This window comes from Stenotrophomonas sp. YJH_SMC_4, assembly GCF_059371575.1.
The window spans coordinates 349,036-368,429 of sequence record NZ_JCAFUR010000003.1 but is presented as its reverse complement, the minus strand read 5'-3'; the positions used below and the strand labels follow the sequence as shown (position 1 = coordinate 368,429).

Genomic DNA, 19,394 nt, shown 5'->3' with positions numbered 1-19,394 from the left:
CCTGCTGGCCACCATGCTGGCCGTGACGTTGGTGGCCGGCTGCACGCCGGCCAACGGCAATGATCCGGCCGTGGCCAAGCCCGGGGCGAAGGCCACGAACGAGCGTGCGGTGACCACCATCGCCGAGGCATTCCTTTCACCGATGACGCCGGCTGACAACATCGATTCGCCTGCCGCCTGGCGTGCACCTGACGGAAAGCTCTGGCTGATCGCCACTGCCAAGGCCACCGACAAGCTGGTGGTCTACGACGGCAGCAGCGGCCAGCACCTGCGCGACGTAGGCAGCAGCGGCACCGCGCCAGGGCAGTTCGATCGCCCAAACGGCATCGCGGTGACCGACGATCTGCTGTGGATCGTGGAGCGCGACAATCACCGCGTGCAGGTGCTGAGCCTGCCGGACTTCACTCCACTGGCGACCTTCGCTGCGGACGATCTGCGCAAGCCGTACGGGCTGTGGGTCGACCGCCGTGCCGATGGCTACAGCGTCTACGTGACCGACTCCTGGGACAACGGCGAGGATGCACAGGGCCGTGACATCCTGCCGCCGCTGACCGAGCTGGACAAGCGCGTGCGCCAGTACCAGGTGACCCGCGATGGCGCGAAGGTCGAAGCGAAGCTTGTGGCCAGCATCGGTGATACCACTGAGGCGGGTGCCCTGCGCGTGGTCGAGTCGATCTGGGGCGACCCCGAGAACGATCGCCTGCTGATCGCCGAAGAGGACGAGGGCTACGCCAGCGAGTTCAAGGTCTACACGCTGGCCGGGCGTTTCACCGGCACCACCTTCGGCCGCGACGTGTTCAAGGCGCAGGCCGAAGGCGTAACCCTGCGCACCTGCGGCAAGGATGGTTGGTGGATCACCACCGAACAGGGCAAGCAGCGCAGCGTGTTCCACCTGTTCGACCGCCACACCCTGAAGCCGGTCGGCGCGTTCCAGGGCAATACCGTGGCCAACACCGATGGCATCTGGATGATGCAGCAGCCCAGCGCGCGCTTCCCGCACGGCGCGTTGTATGCGGTGCATGACGACCAGGGCGTGGTGGCGTTCGACTGGGAGAGCATCGCCAAGCAGTTGGCATTGCCGCTGGAGTGTGGTTCGTGAGCGGTCGTTGCCTGATGCGTACGTTGGCGCTGGGCCTGCTGCTGGCGGTGCCGTCGTTGTGCTTCGCGGCGGCTGAAGCGAACACCCAGGTGCCGCCGGGCAGCCGCCACTACGCAGCGACGACGGTGCCGGACCGCATTGTCGCTTCGCCGGCAGTCGATCCCGGCCATGGGTTCGCCGTGGCCTGGCGCACCGACGGCAGCGTGCAGGCGCCGCTGCTGGAAATTGCCCTTGCCGGTGATTCACCGGCCATCGAGGGCATCCGCCAGGTGCGCGCCACGACCCGCGCGCTGCAGACCGAGAACGGGCTGTCGCACCACCACCGCGCTGATGTCAGCGGCCTGCGGCCCGATACCCTGTACGTCTACCGCGTGCAGGGCAACGGCAGCTGGAGCGCCTGGAACCAGCTGCGCACGCTGGCTGCGCCCGACCAGCCGCTGACCCTGCTGTACTTTGGAGATACCCAGAACAAGAACGTGAGCCATGTCAGCCGCGTGGTGCGCGCCGCGCAGAAGGCCGCACCCGAGGCGCGCCTGAGCCTGTTCGCTGGCGATCTGGTCAGTGGGGGCGATGGTGCCGATGACAGCGAGTGGGGCGAATGGTTTGCCGCCGCCGGTTGGCTGGCGCAGGAAACCCTGGTCGCGCCGGCGATCGGCAACCACGAGTATGTCGAGGAGTTCGAGGACACTCCGCAGGAACGCCGCGTGCTGGGCAGGCACTGGCCGGTGACGTTCGCGCTGCCGGGCAATGGGGCATCCGCCGCACAGCAGACCAGCTACTGGTTCGATGCGCAGGGCGTGCGCGTCGCCGTGGTCGATGGCACGTCGGCACTCGACCTTGGCACGGCCAAGGCGCAGGCCCAGTGGCTGGACAAGGTACTGACCGGCAATCCGCAGCCGTGGACGCTCGTGCTGCTGCACCAGCCGTTCTATTCGCCGCGCGAAGGGCGCGAGAACGGCGCATTGCGTGACGTGCTGCTGCCGGTGGTTCGTCGCCACAACGTCGATCTGGTGCTGCAGGGCCACGATCACACCTATGGCCGCCGTGGTGAAGGACAGGCCGCGACGCCGCAGTATGTGGTGACCGTGGCGGGGCCGAAGCAGTACCGTCTCTCCGACGAGGCACGTAGGACGATGGATCCGGTGGCCGAGGACACCCAGCTGTTCCAGGTGTTGCACATCGATCCGCAGCACCTGCGCTATGAAGCCCGCACGGTGACCGGGCGACTCTACGATGCCTTCGAGCTGCGTCGCGACGCCAAGGGCGGCAAGCAGCGCACGGAGCTGACCGAAGGCCGCATCACGCCGCGTGACTGCCCGCGCGCGCAGACTGCCAAGGGCCGCGCCGATCGCTGCTGGGAATGAGGAGGAGATCCAGATGAAAACCGTACACCGTCTTGTCCCCATGGCTGCCATCGGCGGGGCCCTGCTCCTGCTCGCGACCGCGGTGGCCGCCGCCGATGGCGTGCTGCACCCGTTCCTGGTGGCGCAGCCGAAGCAGGCGCCGCAGGAAGTGAACCTGGCGGTGGAGATTCCGGCCGGCAGCTTCACCAAGTACGAGATCAAGGAGGACGGCCTGGTGCATGTGGATCGCTTCCAGTCGATGCCGGTCGCCTATCCGGCCAACTACGGTTCGATGCCGCGCACGTTGGCTGGCGACAACGATCCGCTGGACGCGCTGGTGCTGACCCGTGAACCCCTGCATCCGGGCGTGATCGTGCGCTTCCGGCCGATCGGCTACCTGAAGATGGTCGACGGCGGCGAGCACGACGAGAAGATCATCGGCGTGCCGACCGACAAGGTTGACCCGACCTACGCCAACATCCGCGACCTGGCCGATCTGCCGGAGATCGAACGACAGCGCATCGAAGCGTTCTTCCGGGTCTACAAGGACCTGCCGGCCGGGCGCAACCCGGTGCAGCTCAACGGTTGGGGCAACGCTGCCGAGGCGCGGACGCTGATCAGCGAAGCGATGAAGCGCTTCGAGAAATAGATCCACGCCATGGCTGGATTCAGTCCAGCAACGTCTCGATGAACAACTCGGCCTGCAGGCGGTCGCCCAGTACCCGGGCCACCGCCTGTACGGCTGCCTCCCGGTGTTCAGGACGGATGCCGCCATCGTCATCGTCGTTGTAGAGGTCATCGCCGGCATCGAGGTACACCGTGCCTGCAGCAGCCAGAGCCGCCATCAAGGTCGGCACATCGGCAGTGATCTCGCCGGCATCCAGCAGGCCGGCGCCGTGGTGGCTGAACAGCACACGGCCGTCGTCCAGGTCGAGGATGAACGGATCAGCGCCGCGATCGGCAATCACCAGCCAGTTCGATGGCCAGTCGTTGATCCGTTCGCCGCTGACGCCATGCCATCGATAGCCGGCCTGCTGGCTCCACAGGCGCTGCAGTGGCGGTATCCAGACATCAAGGCCGGGAACGGTGATGCCGGCGCGGCCAACCCTGGCATTGATCTCTTCGCCCAGCGGCCCGACCTGCGCGTAGAACGACGCCAGTGCCGTGGGCAGCGGGAACGGGCCCTGCCAGTCACGCTCGTGCTGCGCATGCAGCAGCCCGAAGCGGGCGAATGAGGCGTGCAGATCATCCATGTCAGAGTCCAACGGGTAGCGGCCGTGCAGCCTAGCAGACGGCGTCTGCGCGCATCCCCTTCACCACCGCTGGCTATCATGTGCGCCTTCCACAACGAAGGCAGTACCTGTGTCGGTAGCGTTGGTATGGTTCCGCCGTGATCTGCGGCTGCAGGACAATCCGGCCCTGCAGGCCGCGCTGGATGCCGGCCACGACGTGGTGCCGGTCTACATCCATGCGCCGCACGAAGAAGGTGAGTGGGCGCCGGGTGCCGCCTCCGATGCGTGGCGCCACCGTTCACTGGCCGCGCTGGATGCGGACCTGCGCACGCGCGGTTCCTCGCTGGTGCTGCGCAGTGGTGACAGCCTGCCGGCCCTGCAGTTGCTGATCGCGCAGACCGGCGCCGAGGCGGTGTACTGGAACCGCAAGTACGAACCGGCCACCCAGCCACGCGACGCCACCATCAAGCGCATGCTGCGCGAGCAGGGCATCGACGCGCAGAGCTGCAATGGCAGCCTGTTGTTCGAGCCTTGGGACATCGCCACCCAGCAGGGCCAGCCGTACAAGGTATTTACGCCGTACTGGCGCAATGTACTCAGTCATTGGCGCCTGCCGGCACTGCAGGCCGCACCGGAAGCACTGGCGCCGCACGCGGTCGACAGCCTGGCATTGGATGATCTCCAGCTGGCGCCGACGCTGGACTGGGATACCGGCTTCTGGGAGCACTGGCAGCCGGGCGAAGCCGGTGCGCTGGAAGCACTGTCCGTCTTTGAAGACGGTGCCCTGCGCGGGTATCGCGAGCAGCGTGACCTGCCGGACCGTGTCGGGACCTCGCGGCTGTCGCCGCACCTGCATTTCGGCGAAATCGCGCCCTGGCGGATTGCCCATGCGCTGGAAGGGCTGCGTAGCGCCGGCACCGACGCCGACATCGACGGCTACCTGCGCCAGCTGGGCTGGCGTGACTTCGCCTACCACCTGCTGCATCACTTCCCGAAGACGCCCACTGACAACCTCAACCCGCGTTTCGATCGCTTCCCATGGGCAACGCCCAGTGAGGCGCAGCTGCACGCCTGGCAGCGCGGCAACACCGGCGTGCCGATCGTCGATGCCGGCCTTCGCGAGCTGTGGCACACCGGCTACATGCACAACCGGGTGCGGATGATCGTGGCCAGTTACCTGTGCAAGCACCTGCGCGCGCACTGGCTGCATGGCGCACGCTGGTTCTGGGGCACCCTGGTCGATGCCGACCTGGCCAACAACACCATGGGCTGGCAGTGGGTGGCCGGGACCGGTGCCGATGCGGCACCGTACTTCCGTGTGTTCAACCCTGTGACCCAGGCCGAGAAGTTCGATCCGCAGGCACGGTACATCAGCCGCTGGGTGCCCGAACTGGCCGCGCTGCCGGTGAAGGCCCGGTTTGCGCCCTGGCAGCATCCGCTGCTGCTGGCGGCACATGCCCCGGGCTATCCGCGTACGCCGCTGGTGGACCTGGCCGCGGGCCGCGACGCCGCATTGGCGGCTTACCGCCAGTCGGGGGCGGGGTAAAGGGCGACCTGAGCGATCTGGTCAGTTAGCTGAACGCGGCCCTGTCGGTGTGCCCGATCATCATTCCGGCATCGCATCGGGCTGTTTATTCTCTTTGCGCCCGCAGGCCGCCGGCCGACCGGAAACCAAGGAGAACCTCATGATCCGCAACACCACCCGCAACGTCGCACTGGCCCTGATGAGCGCGGCCGTCCTGTCGGCCTGCGCCACCGGCGGCTCCTACGTACAGAGTGACCAGTACGGCAACCCCACCGAGCAGCAGAACCGCACCGGGCGCAACGCCCTGATCGGTACCGCCATCGGCGTGGCAGCCGGCCTGCTGACCGGCGACAGCGCCACCGAGCGCCGCCAGCATGCCCTGATCGGCGCCGGTATCGGTGCGCTCAGCGGCGCCGCCGTCGGCCAGTACCAGGATCGCCAGGAACGCGCACTGCGCGAGCGCACTGCCAACACCGGCATCGATGTGCAGCGCCAGGGCGACAACATCATGCTGAACCTGCCGGACGGCATCACTTTCGACTTCGGCAAGTCGACCCTGAAGCCGCAGTTCTACGGCGCGCTCAATGGCGTGGCAGGCACCCTGCGTGACTACAACCAGACCATGATCGAAGTGGTCGGCCACACCGACAGCATCGGCAGCGATGCGGTCAACAACCGCCTGTCGAAGGAACGTGCCGACTCGGTCGCGCAGTACCTGATCGGCCAGGGCGTGCAGAGCGTGCGCATCGAAACGCTGGGCGCCGGCAAGTCGTACCCGATTGCCGACAACAGCACCGACGCCGGCCGCGCCAAGAACCGCCGCGTCGAGATCCGGGTGATTCCGCTCAAGCAATAACGCGTAGCGTTACTGCTTGAGCCGGTCCGGCCATCGGCCGGAACGAAAATGCCGCCCTTGCAGGCGGCATTTTTGTGGGTGCCGAGCGTTGCTCGGCACGCCGATAGCGCATCCCTCTGTAAGCCATGCCGACCAAGGTCGGCAACTACCAGGAGATGGGTAGGCGCTCTTGTTGCAGGCTACGCCGCAGAAGCGGCCACCTTCTCCAGGATCCGCTTGCCGCTGCTTTCCAGAGCGGCGTCTTCCTTTTCCTTCTGCTGCTGCGCCAGCTTCGCACCCGGGCACTGCGCCAGCATGTAATTGGCGTCGAAGTTGAGCTTTTCGACCAGGAAGTCGACGAACGCACGCACCTTCGGCGAAACCAGGCGGCCGCCGGCGAACACGGCGTTGAAGTCCACTTCCGGGCCGGTCCAGCCGGCCAGCACGCGGCGCACCATGCCCGATTCAACGAACGGCTTGGCCATCACGTCGCCGGTCAGCAGCAGGCCTTCGCCACAGACCAATGCACCATTCAACGCAGACATGTCGTTGGCGGTCATCAGCGGGGTGACCGGGAAGTCACGCAGCTCGCCGCCGTTCTCGCCCAGCTGCCAGGTGAAGCGCGGCGAATTTCCGGTGTGGTACGGCTTGCGCATCGCCAGGATGCGATGGAACTGCAGCTCTTCCGGATGCAGCGGCTCGCCGTAGCGCTCGATGTAGGCCGGGCTGGCGAACACCTGCGTGCGCAGGCTGCCGAGCTTGCGTGCGACCAGGTTGGAATCGGGCAGGGCCCCCACGCGCAGCGCAAGGTCCGCTTCACCTGCAATCAGGTCCAGCTTCTCGTTGCCCATGTGCATGTCCAGGCGGATTTCCGGGTACTGCGCATGGAACTGGCCCAGCAGCGGGGCGATCCAGGTGATGCCGATCGAATAGGGCACGGTGAAGCGCAGCCAGCCGCGCGGGCCGGACTGCAGCTGGCTCACCGCGCTCTCGGCCTCTTCCAGTTCGCGCGCGATGCGCTGGCAATGTTCGTGGTAGATCGAACCGGCTTCGGTCAGGCCGAGGCGGCGCGTGGTCCGGTGCAGCAGGCGCGCGCCCAGGCGCGTTTCCAGCTCCTGCACTTTGCGGCTGACCGTGGTCTTGGGCAGGCCGAGCGATTTGGCAGCGGCAATGAAGCTGCCTTGCTCGACCACTTTGACGAAGATCAGCGTCTCGTTGAGATCGTGGGACATGGTCGGGGATCCTGGACGTCGGGGATGGGACAATCGTGACAGAACGATTGGACCGGGAGCGGGATGATTATTCCCCTTAATCAGGACTAATCAAGTAAAGGTTTGAGGTCTATCGTGGCGCCATTCGTTAATTGGAGCCCGTCCGCCATGAGCCTGCGCAACATTCTTGCCCGACTCCGGAACGCCGGCCAGAACACCCTGGACCTGGCGATGACCGTCGAAGCCCGTCCGAGTTCCTTGGTACACAAGGACTTTCGTGAGTTTACCGCGCCCATGCGTCAGCAGCGTGGCGGTGCCATCCGCCTGGCCCCTCACAAGGGTGACCGCCTGCGCCGAATCGGGACTATCCCGGATTTGGGAGGAAATGTCCCGTGAATGGGATGCTGACGCCTGAAGTCCTGGTCCTGGGCGGCACCGGTGCCGTCGGCCAGGGTGTGGTTGGCGCGCTGCTGGAGGCCGGCAGCCCGGTACTGGTTGTCGGCCGCGATCCGGGCCGGCTGGCGGCGCTGCACGAGCAGTTCGCTGACGAGCCGGGCCTGGAGACGCTGCTGGGGTCGCTCAGCGACGACGGATCGGCGCGCGCGCTGGCCGAACGCATCGCGCAGCGCCCGCGCCCGTTGGCGGCGGTGATCGCCGCAATGGGTGGACCGTACCGCCGCGGTCGCGTGGTCGACCGCAACGGTGACGAACTGATGGGCGCGATGCAGGCCGATCTGATGCCGCACGTGCACGCGGTGCGTCACCTGCTGCCGCTGCTGCAGGACAACGTGCATGCGCGCCGCTACGTGATGATCGGCAGCCCGGCCAACGCCAAACCATGGGCGGGCTACGGCGAGACCTCGATCACCACCGCCGCGCTGCGCATGTACGCGCAGGTCGTGCACCAGGAAGCGCAGGCGCTGGGCGTGCGCGCGCAGATGCTGGAAGTCTGCAGCCCGGTGTGCACCCCGGCCAATGCGGCCAATGCCTGCATCGAGTGGCCCAGCTCGCTGTTGGTGGGTCGTCGCGTTGTGTCGCTGCTGGATGGTTGCCGCGACAACCGTGCCATCGTCCGCTGTGACAGCAGCGATGCCGAACTGCCGCGCGGCCTGCTGCACCTGGAAGTTCCCCCTTTGTGGCGCGATACCGCAGGCGTCGCTTGACCTCGACCATGGTTGAGGTCGCAGGATACGCCGCCGATTTTTGCAACACGTTCTCGTATAGCTGTACCACCCCTCCGTACGGATGCATGCCATGACTTCCCCCAATACCACCCCACATCGTTTCGGCCATCGCATTGCGATGGTCGGCGTGTCGATCCTCGCCGCAGCCGTGCTTGCGGCCTGCAGCGGCGGCCACGCCGAAGAAGCCGGTGCACCGCCGCCGCCGCAGGTCAGCGCCGCGCCGGTACTGGTCAAGCAGGTCAGCCAGTGGGACGAGTTCAGCGGCCGCGTCGAAGCGGTGCAGAGCGTTGAACTGCGCCCGCGCGTGTCCGGCTACATCGACAAGGTCAACTACGTCGAAGGCCAGGAAGTGAAGAAGGGCGAAGTGCTCTTCACCATCGACGCGCGCAGCTACCAGGCCGAGTACGATCGAGCGGCTGCCGAGCTGGCCCGCGCCCGCACCCAGGCCACGCTGGCCCGCAGCGAGTCCGAGCGCGCCAAGCGACTGTCCGAGCAGCAGGCGATCTCCACCGAGACCGCCGAACAGCGTCGCGCGGCCGCCGACCAGTCCGGTGCCGCCGTGCAGGCCGCGCAGGCTGCGCTGGACGCGGCCCGGCTCAACCTGGAGTTCACCAAGGTGCGTGCACCGATCGACGGCCGTGCCGGTCGCGCGATGGTCACCGCCGGCAACCTGGTCACCGCCGGCGACAGTGCCAGCGTGCTGACCACGCTGGTCTCGCTGGATACCGTCTTTGTCTACTTCGATGCCGACGAAAGCACCTTCCTGCGCTACGCCCAGATGGCACGCAAGGGCGAGCGCCCGAGCGAGCGTGACAGCGAACTGCCGGTGAAGGTTGGCCTGTCCGGCGAAGAGGGCTACCCGCACTCGGGCAAGGTCGACTTCCTCGACAACCAGGTCGCCCGCAGCACCGGCACCATCCGCGTCCGCGCACTGCTGGACAACGCCGACCGCCAGTTCACGCCGGGCCTGTTCGCCCGCGTGCAGCTGCTCGGCAGCGGCCAGTTCCAGGCGCTGCTGATCGATGACAAGGCCGTGCTGACCGACCAGGACCGCAAGTATGTCTACGTGGTCGACAAGGATGGCAAGGCCCAGCGCCGCGACATCCAGCTAGGTCGCACCGCTGATGGCCTGCGCATTGTCGAACACGGCCTGGCTGCGGGCGACAAGGTGATCATCGACGGCGTGCAGAAGGTCTTCATGCCGGGCATGCCGGTGCAGGCCAAGGCGGTGGCGATGCAGCCACAGCCGGCGCCGGCACCGGGCCGCGATGCCACCGCCGCCCTGAAGCACTGATCCGCGTCCCCGCTTAGCTGCCGGCGCCAGCGGCAGCCTTCCCTGCCTTCGTCATTTCGGCGAGGGGCAGGGTGGCTGTTGCCCGCCGAATGCCTTTCCCAGGAATTCCTCCATGGACTTTTCCCGTTTCTTCATCGACAGGCCGATCTTCGCGGCGGTGCTGTCGATCGTGATCTTTGCCGCAGGCCTGATCACGATTCCAATCCTGCCGATCAGCGAGTACCCGGAAGTGGTGCCGCCGTCGGTGGTCGTGCGCACGGTCTATCCGGGCGCCAACCCCAAGGTCATCGCCGAGACCGTCGCCACGCCGCTTGAAGAAGCCATCAACGGCGTCGAAGGCATGATGTACCTGAAGTCGGTCGCCGGTTCCGACGGCGTGCTGCAGATGACCGTCACCTTCCGCCCGGGTACCGACCCGGACGCAGCGGCGGTGAAGGTGCAGAACCGCGTGGCGCAGGCGCAGGCGCGCCTGCCCGAGGACGTGCGCCGGCAGGGCGTGACCACGCAGAAGCAGTCGCCGACCTTCCTGATGGTGGTGCACCTGACCTCCCCGCAAGGCAAGTACGACACCCTGTACCTGCGCAACTACGCCCGCCTGCACGTCAAGGATGCGCTGGCGCGCATTCCGGGCGTTGGTGATGCGCAGATCTTCGGTGGTGGCGACTACGCCATGCGCGCCTGGCTGGATCCGGACAAGGTGGCTTCGCGCGGCCTGACCGCCAGCGACGTGGTGCGCGCCATGCGCGAGCAGAACGTGCAGGTGTCGGCCGGCCAGCTCGGCGCCGAACCGCTGCCGGACAGCAAGTTCCTGACCCTGATCAATGCCCAGGGCCGGCTGAAGACCGAAAAGGAATTCGGCGACATCGTGCTCAAGAGCGGCACCGATGGCGAGATCGTGCGCCTGTCCGACGTGGCCCGCCTGGAACTGGGTGCGGGTGACTACACCCTGCGCTCGCAGCTGGACGGCAAGAACGCGGTCGGTATCGGCATCTTCCAGTCGCCGGGTGCGAACGCGCTGGAAATCCGTGACCAGGTCATCTCGACGATGGACGAGATGCAGAAGACCATGCCGGCCGACGTGAAGTACGAAGCGGTGTATGACACCACCATCTTCGTGCGCGACTCGATCAAGGCCGTGGTCTCCACGCTGCTGGAAGCGATCGCGCTGGTGGTGCTGGTGGTGATCCTGTTCCTGCAGACCTGGCGTGCCTCGATCATCCCGTTGATCGCCGTGCCTGTGTCGGTGGTGGGTACCTTCGCCGCGCTGTACCTGCTGGGCTTCTCGATCAATACGCTGAGCCTGTTCGGCCTGGTGCTGGCGATCGGCATCGTGGTCGACGACGCGATCGTGGTGGTGGAGAACGTCGAGCGCAACATCGAGGAAGGCCTGTCGCCCACCGCCGCGGCCCACCAGGCCATGCGCGAAGTGTCCGGCCCGATCGTGGCGATCGCGCTGGTGCTGTGTGCCGTGTTCGTGCCGATGGCGTTCCTGTCCGGTGTCACCGGCCAGTTCTACAAGCAGTTCGCGGTCACCATCGCCATCTCCACGGTGATCTCGGCGATCAACTCGCTGACCCTGTCGCCGGCCCTGGCCGCGCGCCTGCTGAAGGCCCACGGCGCACCGAAGGATGGCCCGAGCCGCCTGATCGACCGCCTGTTCGGCTGGGTGTTCCGCCCGTTCAACCGCTTCTTCAAGTCCAGCTCGGAGAAGTACGAGCGTGGCGTGGCCCGCATCCTCGGCCGTCGTGGCGCGGTGTTCGTGGTCTACGCGATCCTGCTGGTCGGTACCGGCGTGATCTTCAAGCTGGTGCCGCCGGGCTTCATCCCGACCCAGGACAAGCTGTACCTGATCGCCGGCGTGAAGCTGCCGGAAGGTTCGTCGATCGCGCGTACCGATGAAATGCTGCGCAAGGTGGCCAAGATCGCCCAGGAAACCGATGGCGTGGCCCACACCATCTCGTTCCCGGGCCTGAACGCGCTGCAGTTCACCAATACGCCCAATACCGGTGTGGCGTTCATTCCGCTCAAGCCCTTCGCCGAGCGTCATGGCCGTACCGCTGCGCAGATCAATGCCGAGATCAACCAGAAGATCGCCGGCCTGCAGGAAGGCTTCGCCTTCGCGATGATGCCGCCGCCGATCCTCGGCCTGGGCAACGGCAACGGCTATCAGATGTTCATCGAGGACCGCGGCAACCTGGGCTACGGCGCGCTGCAGAATGCGGTGCAGGCGATGCAGGGCACCGTGGCGCAGACGCCGGGCATGGCCTTCCCGATTTCCAGCTACCAGGCCAACGTGCCGCAGCTGGATGCCGAGGTCGACCGCGTCAAGGCCAAGGCACAGGGCGTGCAGCTCACCGAACTGTTCGACACCCTGCAGACCTACCTGGGTTCGGCCTACGTCAACGACTTCAACCAGTTCGGCCGTACCTGGCAGGTGATCGCCCAGGCAGACGGTCCGTTCCGCGAGACGGTCGAGGACATCGGCAAGCTGCGTACCCGCAACGACCGCGGCGAGATGGTGCCGATCGGTTCGATGGTCACCATCAAGCAGACCTTCGGCCCGGACCCGGTGCTGCGCTTCAATGGTTACCCGGCAGCGGACCTGGCCGGTGAAGCCGACCCGCGCCTGCTGTCCTCGGCCGAGGCGATGACCAAGCTGACCGAGATCGCCGGCAAGGTGCTGCCGGTGGGCATGACCACCGAATGGACCGACCTGAGCTACCAGCAGGCGACCCAGGGCAAAGCCGCCTTCATCGTGTTCCCGGTGGCGATCATGCTGGCCTTCCTGGTGCTGGCCGCGCTGTACGAGAGCTGGTCGCTGCCGCTGGCGGTGATCCTGATCGTGCCGATGACCCTGCTGTCCGCGCTGTTCGGCGTCTGGCTGACCGGCGGTGACAACAACGTGTTCGTGCAGGTCGGCCTGGTGGTGCTGATGGGCCTGGCGTGCAAGAACGCGATCCTGATCGTCGAGTTCGCCAGAGAACTGGAGATGGGCGGCAAGGGAATCGTTGAAGCTGCGCTGGAAGCCTGCCGCCTGCGCCTGCGCCCGATCGTGATGACCTCCATCGCGTTCATCGCCGGCACCGTGCCGCTGGTGCTGTCGCACGGTGCAGGTGCCGAAGTGCGCTCGGTGACCGGTATCACCGTGTTCGCCGGCATGCTGGGCGTGACCCTGTTCGGCCTGTTCCTCACCCCGGTGTTCTACGTGGCCCTGCGCAAGTTCGTCACCCGCAACGGTGGTGGCCAGCTGGTGCAGCACGGCGAGCCGACCATCCACCACCACTGACATGGAACCCCGTCGCCGCCGGTCAATGGCCGGCGGCGGCTTCCCCCTCACAAGGCATGCATCCATGAATACCCATCAGAACAAGATCGCGCTGGTCACCGGCGCCACCCGTGGCATCGGCCTGGAAACCGTGCGCCAGCTGGCCCAGGCGGGCGTGCACACGCTGCTGGCCGGTCGCAAGCGTGAGACCGCCGTTGAGCTGGCGCTGAAGCTGCAGGCTGAAGGCCTGCCGGTTGAAGCCCTGCAACTGGACGTGACCGACGCGGCCAGCATCGCCGAAGCGGTCGAGCAGGTACGCCAGCGCCATGGCCGCCTCGACATCCTGGTCAACAATGCCGGCATCATGATCGAGAATCCCGCGCAGGCGCCGTCGGAGCAATCGCTCGAGACCTGGAAGCGCACCTTCGACACCAACGTGTATGCGCTGGTGGCGGTCACCCAGGCCTTCCTGCCGCTGGTCAAGCAGGCCAAGTCCGGCCGCATCGTCAATGTGTCCAGCATGCTCGGCTCGCAGACCCTGCACGCGGATCCCTCCTCGGGCATCTATGACTTCAAGATTCCGGCGTACAACGCCTCCAAGGCCGCGGTGAACAGCTGGACCCTGAGCCTGGCCTACGAACTGCGCAACACGCCGATCAAGGTCAATACCGTGCATCCGGGTTACGTCAAGACCGACATGAACGGCGGCAACGGCGAGATCGAAATCAGCGAAGGGGCGCGGTCCAGCGTGGAAATGGCACTCATCGGTGAATCCGGTGCCAGCGGCAGCTTCACCTACCTGGGTGAGGTGCTGCCATGGTGATCCGCACGTTGGCGATGGCCGTCTCCAGCCTGGTGCTGGCGGGCTGTGTCAGCGTCGGCCCGAACTACAAGGCGCCGGTGCAGGAACCGGTGGTGCTGCAGGCGGCGCAGCAGCCGGTGTTCAGCACTACCTCGCCGGTGGCCAGCTGGTGGGCGCAGTTCGATGATCCGGTGCTGGAAGAACTGGTGCACGGCGCACTGTCGGACAACCTGGACCTGCGCGTGGCCGTGGCCCGCGTCAGCCAGGCCCGTGCGGTGTTCGTCGAAAGCCGTTTCGACCAGGCCCCGCACATCACCGCGGGCGGCAGCTACGACCGCCGCAAGCAACCCGATCCGCAGCTGGGTGGGCAGCGGGTGTTCAGTGAAAGCTACCAGCTAGGCTTCGATGCCGGCTGGGAGCTGGATCTGTTCGGCCGCAAGCGCCGTGCAGCAGAAGCCGCGCGCGCCGACCTGGACGCCGAGCAGGCCAACCTGGCCGATGCGCAGGTACTGGTCGCCGCCGAAGTGGCACGCAACTACTTCGAGCTGCGCGGTACGCAGAAGCGCATCGCGGTGGCCCAGCACACCCTGGTCAACCTGCGCGATACGCAGAAGCTGACCGAGGCGCGCTGGGAGCTGGGCGCCGGCAGCGAGCTGGACGTGCAGAGCAGTCGCGCCCGGCTGAAGGCGATCGAGGCCGATATCCCGCTGCTGGAAGTGGCCGAAACGCAGTCGCGCAATCGCCTGGCGGTTCTGCTGGGCCAGCGTCCGGAAACGCTGACCGCCATGCTTGCGCCGCACGACGTGCCGGCATTTGCCAAGGCGCTGCCGCTGGGCGATACCCGCGAGCTGCTGCGCCAACGCGCCGACGTGCGCGTGGCCGAGCGTCGCCTGGCCGCTGCCACCGCGCGGGTGGGCGTGGCCACTGCGGACCTGTTCCCGCGGCTGTCACTGTCCGGTTTCGTCGGCTTCCTTGGCGGCGACGCCAGTGGCCTGGTCAATGGCAACAACAAGGCCTGGTCGCTGACGCCGTCGCTGAGCTGGGCCGCGTTCGACTTCGGCACCGTGCGTGCACGCCTGCGTGCCAGCAAGGCTGAAGCCGAGGGCGTGGCGGCGCAGTATGAGCAGGCCGTGCTGCTGGCGCTGGAAGACACCGAGAACGCGCTGACCCGCTATTCCAAGCAGCAGGCGCGGCTGGCGATCGTGGTCGAGCAGGCGCAGGCGGCACGCCGGGCTGAGTCGCTGGCGCAGATCCGCTACCGCGAGGGCTCGGAAGACTTCCTGACCTTGCTGGATGCGCAGCGCACGCAGCTGGCGGCCGACGATGCGTTGGCGGCGGCTGAGTCCGAGGTCAATGTCAGCGTGGTGGGCGTGTACAAGGCGCTGGGTGGCTGGGGGCAATCACCGCAGCCGCCGAGCGTGGCGCAGGTGCAGTAACCGCAGGGGACGGAAGCAGTGGCTTCCGTCCCTTTCTTCTGTCAGGGCCAGTGATTGGCCGGTGTGTCGCGCTCGCGCATGCGCACGATGCAGAAGCGATGGCCGGTGGGTGCTTCCATCACCCACCAGCGTTTGACGAAGCCGATCCGGCGCGCCGAGTTTTTCCAGTCGATCTGCCTCGGCATCGATGTCGTCGCTCTCGATGTCCAGGTGCACCCGTGAGGGGTGAGCGACACGTTGCACTTCCACGTTCAGGCCCGCGGGTGCGCCCTGCAGGTCGGCGTACTCGGCGCCATCTTCGCCATACGACGGCTGCGCCTGCAGACCGAGTGCGGCCGCCCAGAAGCGTGCGCCTTCGTCAGCGGGCGTGTCCTGGCAGTCGATGATGAATCCGGCCAGACGGCTCTGGTGCGCCATGACGTCCTCCGCAGATCGGGAATGGAGGAAGGGTAGCGCGTCGCGTGCTGTGGACGTTGTCACAGTCATGACGTTTCTGACTCTGCCAGAACCGGGGCCTGCGGTGTAACTAGTGGGGCAGATTCCGGGAGGGAAGGCGATGAGCGACGACAAACGTGATACCCAGCGCATGCTGTTTGGTGATCCGGGACCGCCTGGCGCAGGGCTGTCGGTAGCGGTCGTAGTGCTGATGGTGTTGGCTACCATGGCGGCTGCGATCGGCTTCATGCGCCTGCCGGACCAGATGCTGGGGCTGGGCCTGATCGGCATCTCCGTGTTTCTGGCGGTCGGTGCCCGCATCTGCCAGGCACGCAACCAGCATCAGGCGCTGTACCGGCTGATGTCGCGACAGCCGCGGCATTGAGATTGCACCGCATTGAGATCCTGAACGAAGCAATGGCCACACTTCCAGAATTACACTTGGCCTGCAGGTGGGAATAGACGCGACATCACGCGGTAGCCATCGGAACTATTCAGTAACGTTCTAATGATCTCTTCTCCATCAACATGAAATGATTCATGGGACTTGATGTAGCAGAAAAATTTTTCAGCAAGAACGGAGCCGGCTGAATTGAATGCTCCATGCAGCTCCGGCCTTGAACGGTCAAGGAACAGCACCGAAGCAACAGCAGTTCCCAGGGCCCGCATCGCGAGAGAAGGACCGCTATGGTCCCAGAGCCAGCGACCCTTTGCCGGACAGAAGTCCTCGTTGTCATCGTGAATCATGTAGTTCCAGTCGGGGCTCTCGTACATCCAGTCTGGTGGCGTAAGGAGCCTGCCGTTGTAGAGAACTTCATGGGTTCTCGCTGAGCCGGTAAATCTCACTCCGTGGTGCTGAAGCCAGCAAAGTGCACGTTTGCTCAGTGCGTGATACTCGAGACGCTGCCGTACCCCCTGTGTAATCTGGGCTTGCGTGGATCCATCGGTTGCCGCGAGCAGAAATTCACCCAATGGAATGCTCTCCGAATGCAGTTCGGTGAGATCCAGGTATGCTCGTCCTTGTAGAACAGGAGGGAGTGCTGTGCGGGCTTCAGCATCGAGGATGACTGGGACGATTCGCACGTCGGACTGATCCACGTGCTTCTCCAGCATAGCCAGTTCGCGATTCAATCCTGAGCCGGGTCTCGACATGGCCGAGAGAAAGTCGCTGTCACAAAGGCAGAAAACGATCAGTGGGCGTTCCGCAAACGCGCGTTCAATCAGCTTGTCGATGTTTTGACCAAAACCGACGCTGTCCCTGTCCCAAAAGACTCGATACTTCCAATCCAAGTTGCGGACAATGTCGCTACGGATCCATTCCTTTGCATGAAATTGCCCGCCCCAAGCGTAAGAAATGAAGACAGATGCATCTTCGCGCCAAGGTGTGTCCATTCAGTCAGTATGATTGTTTTGGATTCGACCGGATTCTACTCAGGCCAGTCCAGCTCGACCACCAGCGGGAAATGATCCGAAGGCAGCACGCCGTCGATGCGACGGTCATCGGTCAGGAAGCTGCGTGCATGGAAGCCACGCACCAGCACCCAGTCCAGCTGCACGGTGGCCTTGCCGGTGAAATCGTGGAAGGTCAGGCGTGGCCCCTGCGGAACCTTCACCTGGGTACGGGTGTCCTGCAGCAGGCGGGTGAATGCCTTGTAGGTGTCACCACCGGGCTCGCTGTTGAAGTCACCCGTCAGGACCACCGGCAGATCGGCCGGCAGGGCTTCCACGCGCTTGCCGATCAGCTCGGCACCCTTCACCCGGCGCGGTTCATCCTCGTCGCGGTAGGGCAGGTGGGTATTCATGAAATAGAAACGACGGCCATCGTCCAGGCGGCGGAACAGGGCCCAGGTGACCATGCGCGGGTACAGGTTGCCCCAGGTGATGCTGCCGGGTGCGTCGGGTGTATCGGACAACCAGAAGTTGCCGGACTCCTCGATGGCCAGCACCTTGCTGTCGTAGAACACGCCCATGTGTTCGTCACCGCTGCCACCACGGCGGCCTTCGCCGAACCAGCGGTAGCCGGGCAGGTGTTCGGACAGGTAGTCGGCCTGCTCCTTCACCAGTTCCTGGGTGCCGATCACAGCCGGGTGCGCATCGAGGATGACCTTGACCATGGCATCGCGGCGGTCGGGCCAGCGCTTGCCCGGTTCGGTATCGGCCGGGGTGCGTACGTTGAAGGACATTACTTTCAGTGGCGCCGGTGCAGCAGCCCAGGCGACGGCAGGCAGCGCAAGCACCAGCAGCGCACACAGCGCGGGGCGACGGAAACGCGACAACATCGTGGAATCCCTCCATTCCATGAAAACGGTTTCATGAAGCATGCCATGGAAGGCGAGGGCAGCGGTATGCCGGGATGGGCGACTGGGAGATGCCGGACGGGCGCTGGACGCTCCGCCCGGCAGATGCCCCTTGCCCGATCAGGGGTCGTAGATCATCCCGTTCTCGTCGCGGTTGTAGTGGTCGCTGACTACGCGGGTGCCGTCGTCATGGACCACGTACAACGTGCAACGCTGGTGGAACACGTTGCCGCTGATGCGGAAGGGCACGCACTCCTCCTGCAGGCCGACCTCTTCGGCTGCATTCGCCGGCGGCGAGGGCACCAGGGCGGCAAGTGCAACTACTGCAGCGAAAGAAAAAGCGGTCATTCGATTGTGCAGCGTCATTGATCACACTCCTTGGAGTCGTAGTCGGTGTCCGATGCAGATCAGTCTGCCGGGAGGTACCACTGACCGTTCTCGTCTATCCAGTACACCGACGTGAGAACGGTGCCGTCTGCCAGAGTGCGGGTGACGGTGCAGCGCTGATGCACGAGGTTGGGCCCAAGTCTTACGGGCACGCAATCGGTCGTCGATCCGGGGGACCCGGCCGCGTGGCCGGTTGCCGGTACCACACTACCCAATGCCAACATCAATGCGGCCATCGCGGCCAGTTGCAGTTTCATAAGCATCATCCTTGCTTCTGCAATCGCGCACATGCGCATGGCGTGTGTAACACGCGAACCAGGCCGCCGGAAGTGTCTCGCCGTGATCAGTCTTCGATCTCGCCGCGCCGACTGGCAGCGCGCACTGCCTGCGCGGTGGTCGCCACACCCAGCCGTTGCCGCGCGTGGCGCAGGTGGTTCTCCACGGTGCGCGTGGAAAGCCCAAGCGTGGCCGCGATCTCAGCTTGGCGACGGCCAGCGGCGACCCAGCGCAGCACTTCGCGCTCGCGGTTGCTCAGTGCGCTTCCCGAAAGCTCGGCAGGCGATTCGGCCAGATGGCGAGCGGCACGGAATGCTGCAGCTGCAGCAGCTTCCAGCTGCAGTCGCGCGCTGGCCGATGCATCGATCGCTGTCCCGGCAAAACTGATCGCGCCTTCCAGACCGGTGGTGCCGAACACCGGCACCTGCAGACCGTGCAGGCCTTCACCACGTGGCTGCTTCACCACCTGATAGCGTTCGCCGCGAACACCCTGGCGCTTGCTCCAGAAGAACGGCGCGTCACTGTCCAGTACGTGGCGATTGACCGGGCAGGCGTGCAGGTAGCGCGCGAGGTCGGTACTGCTGCCGTCGCCGAACCAGTCGCCCTCGATCCAGTACACGCGCTGTGTACCGCGCTCCAACCCCGTGCCGGTGGCGAACACCAGCACGCGGTCGTAGCCGAGCGGTGCAGAGATGCTGCGTAGTACGGAGCCCACCGCACTCAGTGAGCGGGCGCGTTCCAGTTCCAGCAACGCCTGCACCAGTTCGCTCATC

General features: G+C 65.7%; 19 protein-coding genes and 1 pseudogene. 12 read left to right on the top strand and 8 right to left on the bottom strand.

Annotated features, from left to right (window positions below; all coding sequences use genetic code 11):
• The first annotated feature begins 13 nt into the window (after positions 1–13).
• Genes AC5P9F_RS07905 through AC5P9F_RS07895 form a run of 3 tightly spaced genes read left to right on the top strand, consistent with a single transcriptional unit; the run spans position 14 to position 3,091 of the window.
• Positions 14–1,099 carry a phytase gene (locus tag AC5P9F_RS07905; protein ID WP_032966030.1) on the top strand — a complete coding sequence of 362 codons (1,086 nt, stop codon included), beginning with the start codon at positions 14–16 and terminating at the stop codon, positions 1,097–1,099.
• 14 nt (positions 1,100–1,113) lie between these two features.
• Positions 1,114–2,463, top strand: a complete 1,350-nt coding sequence (locus AC5P9F_RS07900) for a purple acid phosphatase family protein (protein ID WP_194434588.1) — start codon at positions 1,114–1,116, stop codon at positions 2,461–2,463.
• A 13-nt stretch (positions 2,464–2,476) separates the two neighbouring features.
• Positions 2,477–3,091: an inorganic diphosphatase gene (locus AC5P9F_RS07895; RefSeq protein WP_012479786.1), complete on the top strand. Its 615-nt coding sequence runs from the start codon at positions 2,477–2,479 to the stop codon at positions 3,089–3,091.
• A 19-nt stretch (positions 3,092–3,110) separates the two neighbouring features.
• On the opposite strand, the gene AC5P9F_RS07890 is transcribed toward AC5P9F_RS07895, so the two are convergent.
• Complete coding sequence (locus AC5P9F_RS07890) at positions 3,111–3,695, bottom strand: hypothetical protein (RefSeq protein WP_065183327.1); 585 nt, start codon at positions 3,693–3,695, stop codon at positions 3,111–3,113.
• A gap of 109 nt (positions 3,696–3,804) precedes the next feature.
• On the opposite strand from AC5P9F_RS07890, the gene AC5P9F_RS07885 reads away from it, so the two are divergent.
• A complete protein-coding gene (locus tag AC5P9F_RS07885; protein ID WP_099497828.1) occupies positions 3,805–5,220 on the top strand; it encodes a cryptochrome/photolyase family protein in 1,416 nt (471 codons plus the stop codon).
• A 139-nt stretch (positions 5,221–5,359) separates the two neighbouring features.
• Positions 5,360–6,055 carry a YiaD family glycine zipper/OmpA-like lipoprotein gene (locus AC5P9F_RS07880; RefSeq protein WP_005409106.1) on the top strand — a complete coding sequence of 232 codons (696 nt, stop codon included), beginning with the start codon at positions 5,360–5,362 and terminating at the stop codon, positions 6,053–6,055.
• A 179-nt stretch (positions 6,056–6,234) separates the two neighbouring features.
• On the opposite strand, the gene AC5P9F_RS07875 is transcribed toward AC5P9F_RS07880, so the two are convergent.
• Entirely contained in the window at positions 6,235–7,266 is a 1,032-nt protein-coding gene (locus AC5P9F_RS07875) for a LysR family transcriptional regulator (RefSeq protein ID WP_005409107.1), read from the bottom strand.
• 147 nt (positions 7,267–7,413) lie between these two features.
• Between AC5P9F_RS07875 and AC5P9F_RS07870 the strand changes: the two genes are divergently transcribed.
• The 6 genes from AC5P9F_RS07870 to AC5P9F_RS07845 all read left to right on the top strand — a co-directional run bounded on the left by AC5P9F_RS07870 (position 7,414) and on the right by AC5P9F_RS07845 (position 15,226).
• Positions 7,414–7,641, top strand: coding sequence for a hypothetical protein (locus tag AC5P9F_RS07870; RefSeq protein ID WP_005409108.1), 228 nt, complete (start codon positions 7,414–7,416; stop codon positions 7,639–7,641).
• A complete protein-coding gene (locus AC5P9F_RS07865; protein WP_005409109.1) occupies positions 7,638–8,408 on the top strand; it encodes an SDR family NAD(P)-dependent oxidoreductase in 771 nt (256 codons plus the stop codon). The genes AC5P9F_RS07870 and AC5P9F_RS07865 overlap by 4 nt, the downstream gene beginning before the upstream one ends.
• Before the next feature lie 91 nt (positions 8,409–8,499).
• Positions 8,500–9,723: an efflux RND transporter periplasmic adaptor subunit gene (locus AC5P9F_RS07860; protein WP_005409110.1), complete on the top strand. Its 1,224-nt coding sequence runs from the start codon at positions 8,500–8,502 to the stop codon at positions 9,721–9,723.
• 112 nt (positions 9,724–9,835) lie between these two features.
• Positions 9,836–13,009, top strand: a complete 3,174-nt coding sequence (locus AC5P9F_RS07855) for an efflux RND transporter permease subunit (protein WP_099497829.1) — start codon at positions 9,836–9,838, stop codon at positions 13,007–13,009.
• Between the two features lie 64 nt (positions 13,010–13,073).
• Complete coding sequence (locus tag AC5P9F_RS07850) at positions 13,074–13,811, top strand: SDR family oxidoreductase (protein ID WP_005409112.1); 738 nt, start codon at positions 13,074–13,076, stop codon at positions 13,809–13,811.
• On the top strand, positions 13,805–15,226 hold the full coding sequence (locus AC5P9F_RS07845; protein ID WP_099497830.1) for an efflux transporter outer membrane subunit: 1,422 nt from the start codon (positions 13,805–13,807) through the stop codon (positions 15,224–15,226). Before AC5P9F_RS07850 ends, AC5P9F_RS07845 begins: the two co-directional genes overlap by 7 nt.
• A gap of 41 nt (positions 15,227–15,267) precedes the next feature.
• Here the strand turns inward: AC5P9F_RS07845 and AC5P9F_RS07840 are convergent.
• A pseudogene (locus AC5P9F_RS07840) lies at positions 15,268–15,643 on the bottom strand (VOC family protein).
• Between the two features lie 139 nt (positions 15,644–15,782).
• Here AC5P9F_RS07840 and AC5P9F_RS07835 point away from each other — a divergent pair.
• The gene (locus AC5P9F_RS07835; RefSeq protein WP_049395953.1) at positions 15,783–16,046 is read left to right on the top strand and encodes a hypothetical protein; all 264 of its coding nucleotides are present in this window, start codon (positions 15,783–15,785) and stop codon (positions 16,044–16,046) included.
• A gap of 50 nt (positions 16,047–16,096) precedes the next feature.
• Here the strand turns inward: AC5P9F_RS07835 and AC5P9F_RS07830 are convergent, their stop codons facing one another.
• From AC5P9F_RS07830 to AC5P9F_RS07810, 5 genes are all read right to left on the bottom strand, one after another.
• Complete coding sequence (locus AC5P9F_RS07830; RefSeq protein WP_080334826.1) at positions 16,097–17,053, bottom strand: toll/interleukin-1 receptor domain-containing protein; 957 nt, start codon at positions 17,051–17,053, stop codon at positions 16,097–16,099.
• 35 nt (positions 17,054–17,088) lie between these two features.
• Complete coding sequence (locus AC5P9F_RS07825) at positions 17,089–17,940, bottom strand: endonuclease/exonuclease/phosphatase family protein (RefSeq protein WP_043035472.1); 852 nt, start codon at positions 17,938–17,940, stop codon at positions 17,089–17,091.
• Between the two features lie 138 nt (positions 17,941–18,078).
• Positions 18,079–18,306, bottom strand: a complete 228-nt coding sequence (locus AC5P9F_RS07820) for a hypothetical protein (RefSeq protein ID WP_223846394.1) — start codon at positions 18,304–18,306, stop codon at positions 18,079–18,081.
• A 59-nt stretch (positions 18,307–18,365) separates the two neighbouring features.
• Positions 18,366–18,602: a hypothetical protein gene (locus AC5P9F_RS07815; protein WP_024956430.1), complete on the bottom strand. Its 237-nt coding sequence runs from the start codon at positions 18,600–18,602 to the stop codon at positions 18,366–18,368.
• Between the two features lie 86 nt (positions 18,603–18,688).
• The gene (locus AC5P9F_RS07810; protein WP_049397841.1) at positions 18,689–19,393 is read right to left on the bottom strand and encodes a PA1136 family autoinducer-binding transcriptional regulator; all 705 of its coding nucleotides are present in this window, start codon (positions 19,391–19,393) and stop codon (positions 18,689–18,691) included.
• Between the last annotated feature and the right edge of the window lies 1 nt (position 19,394).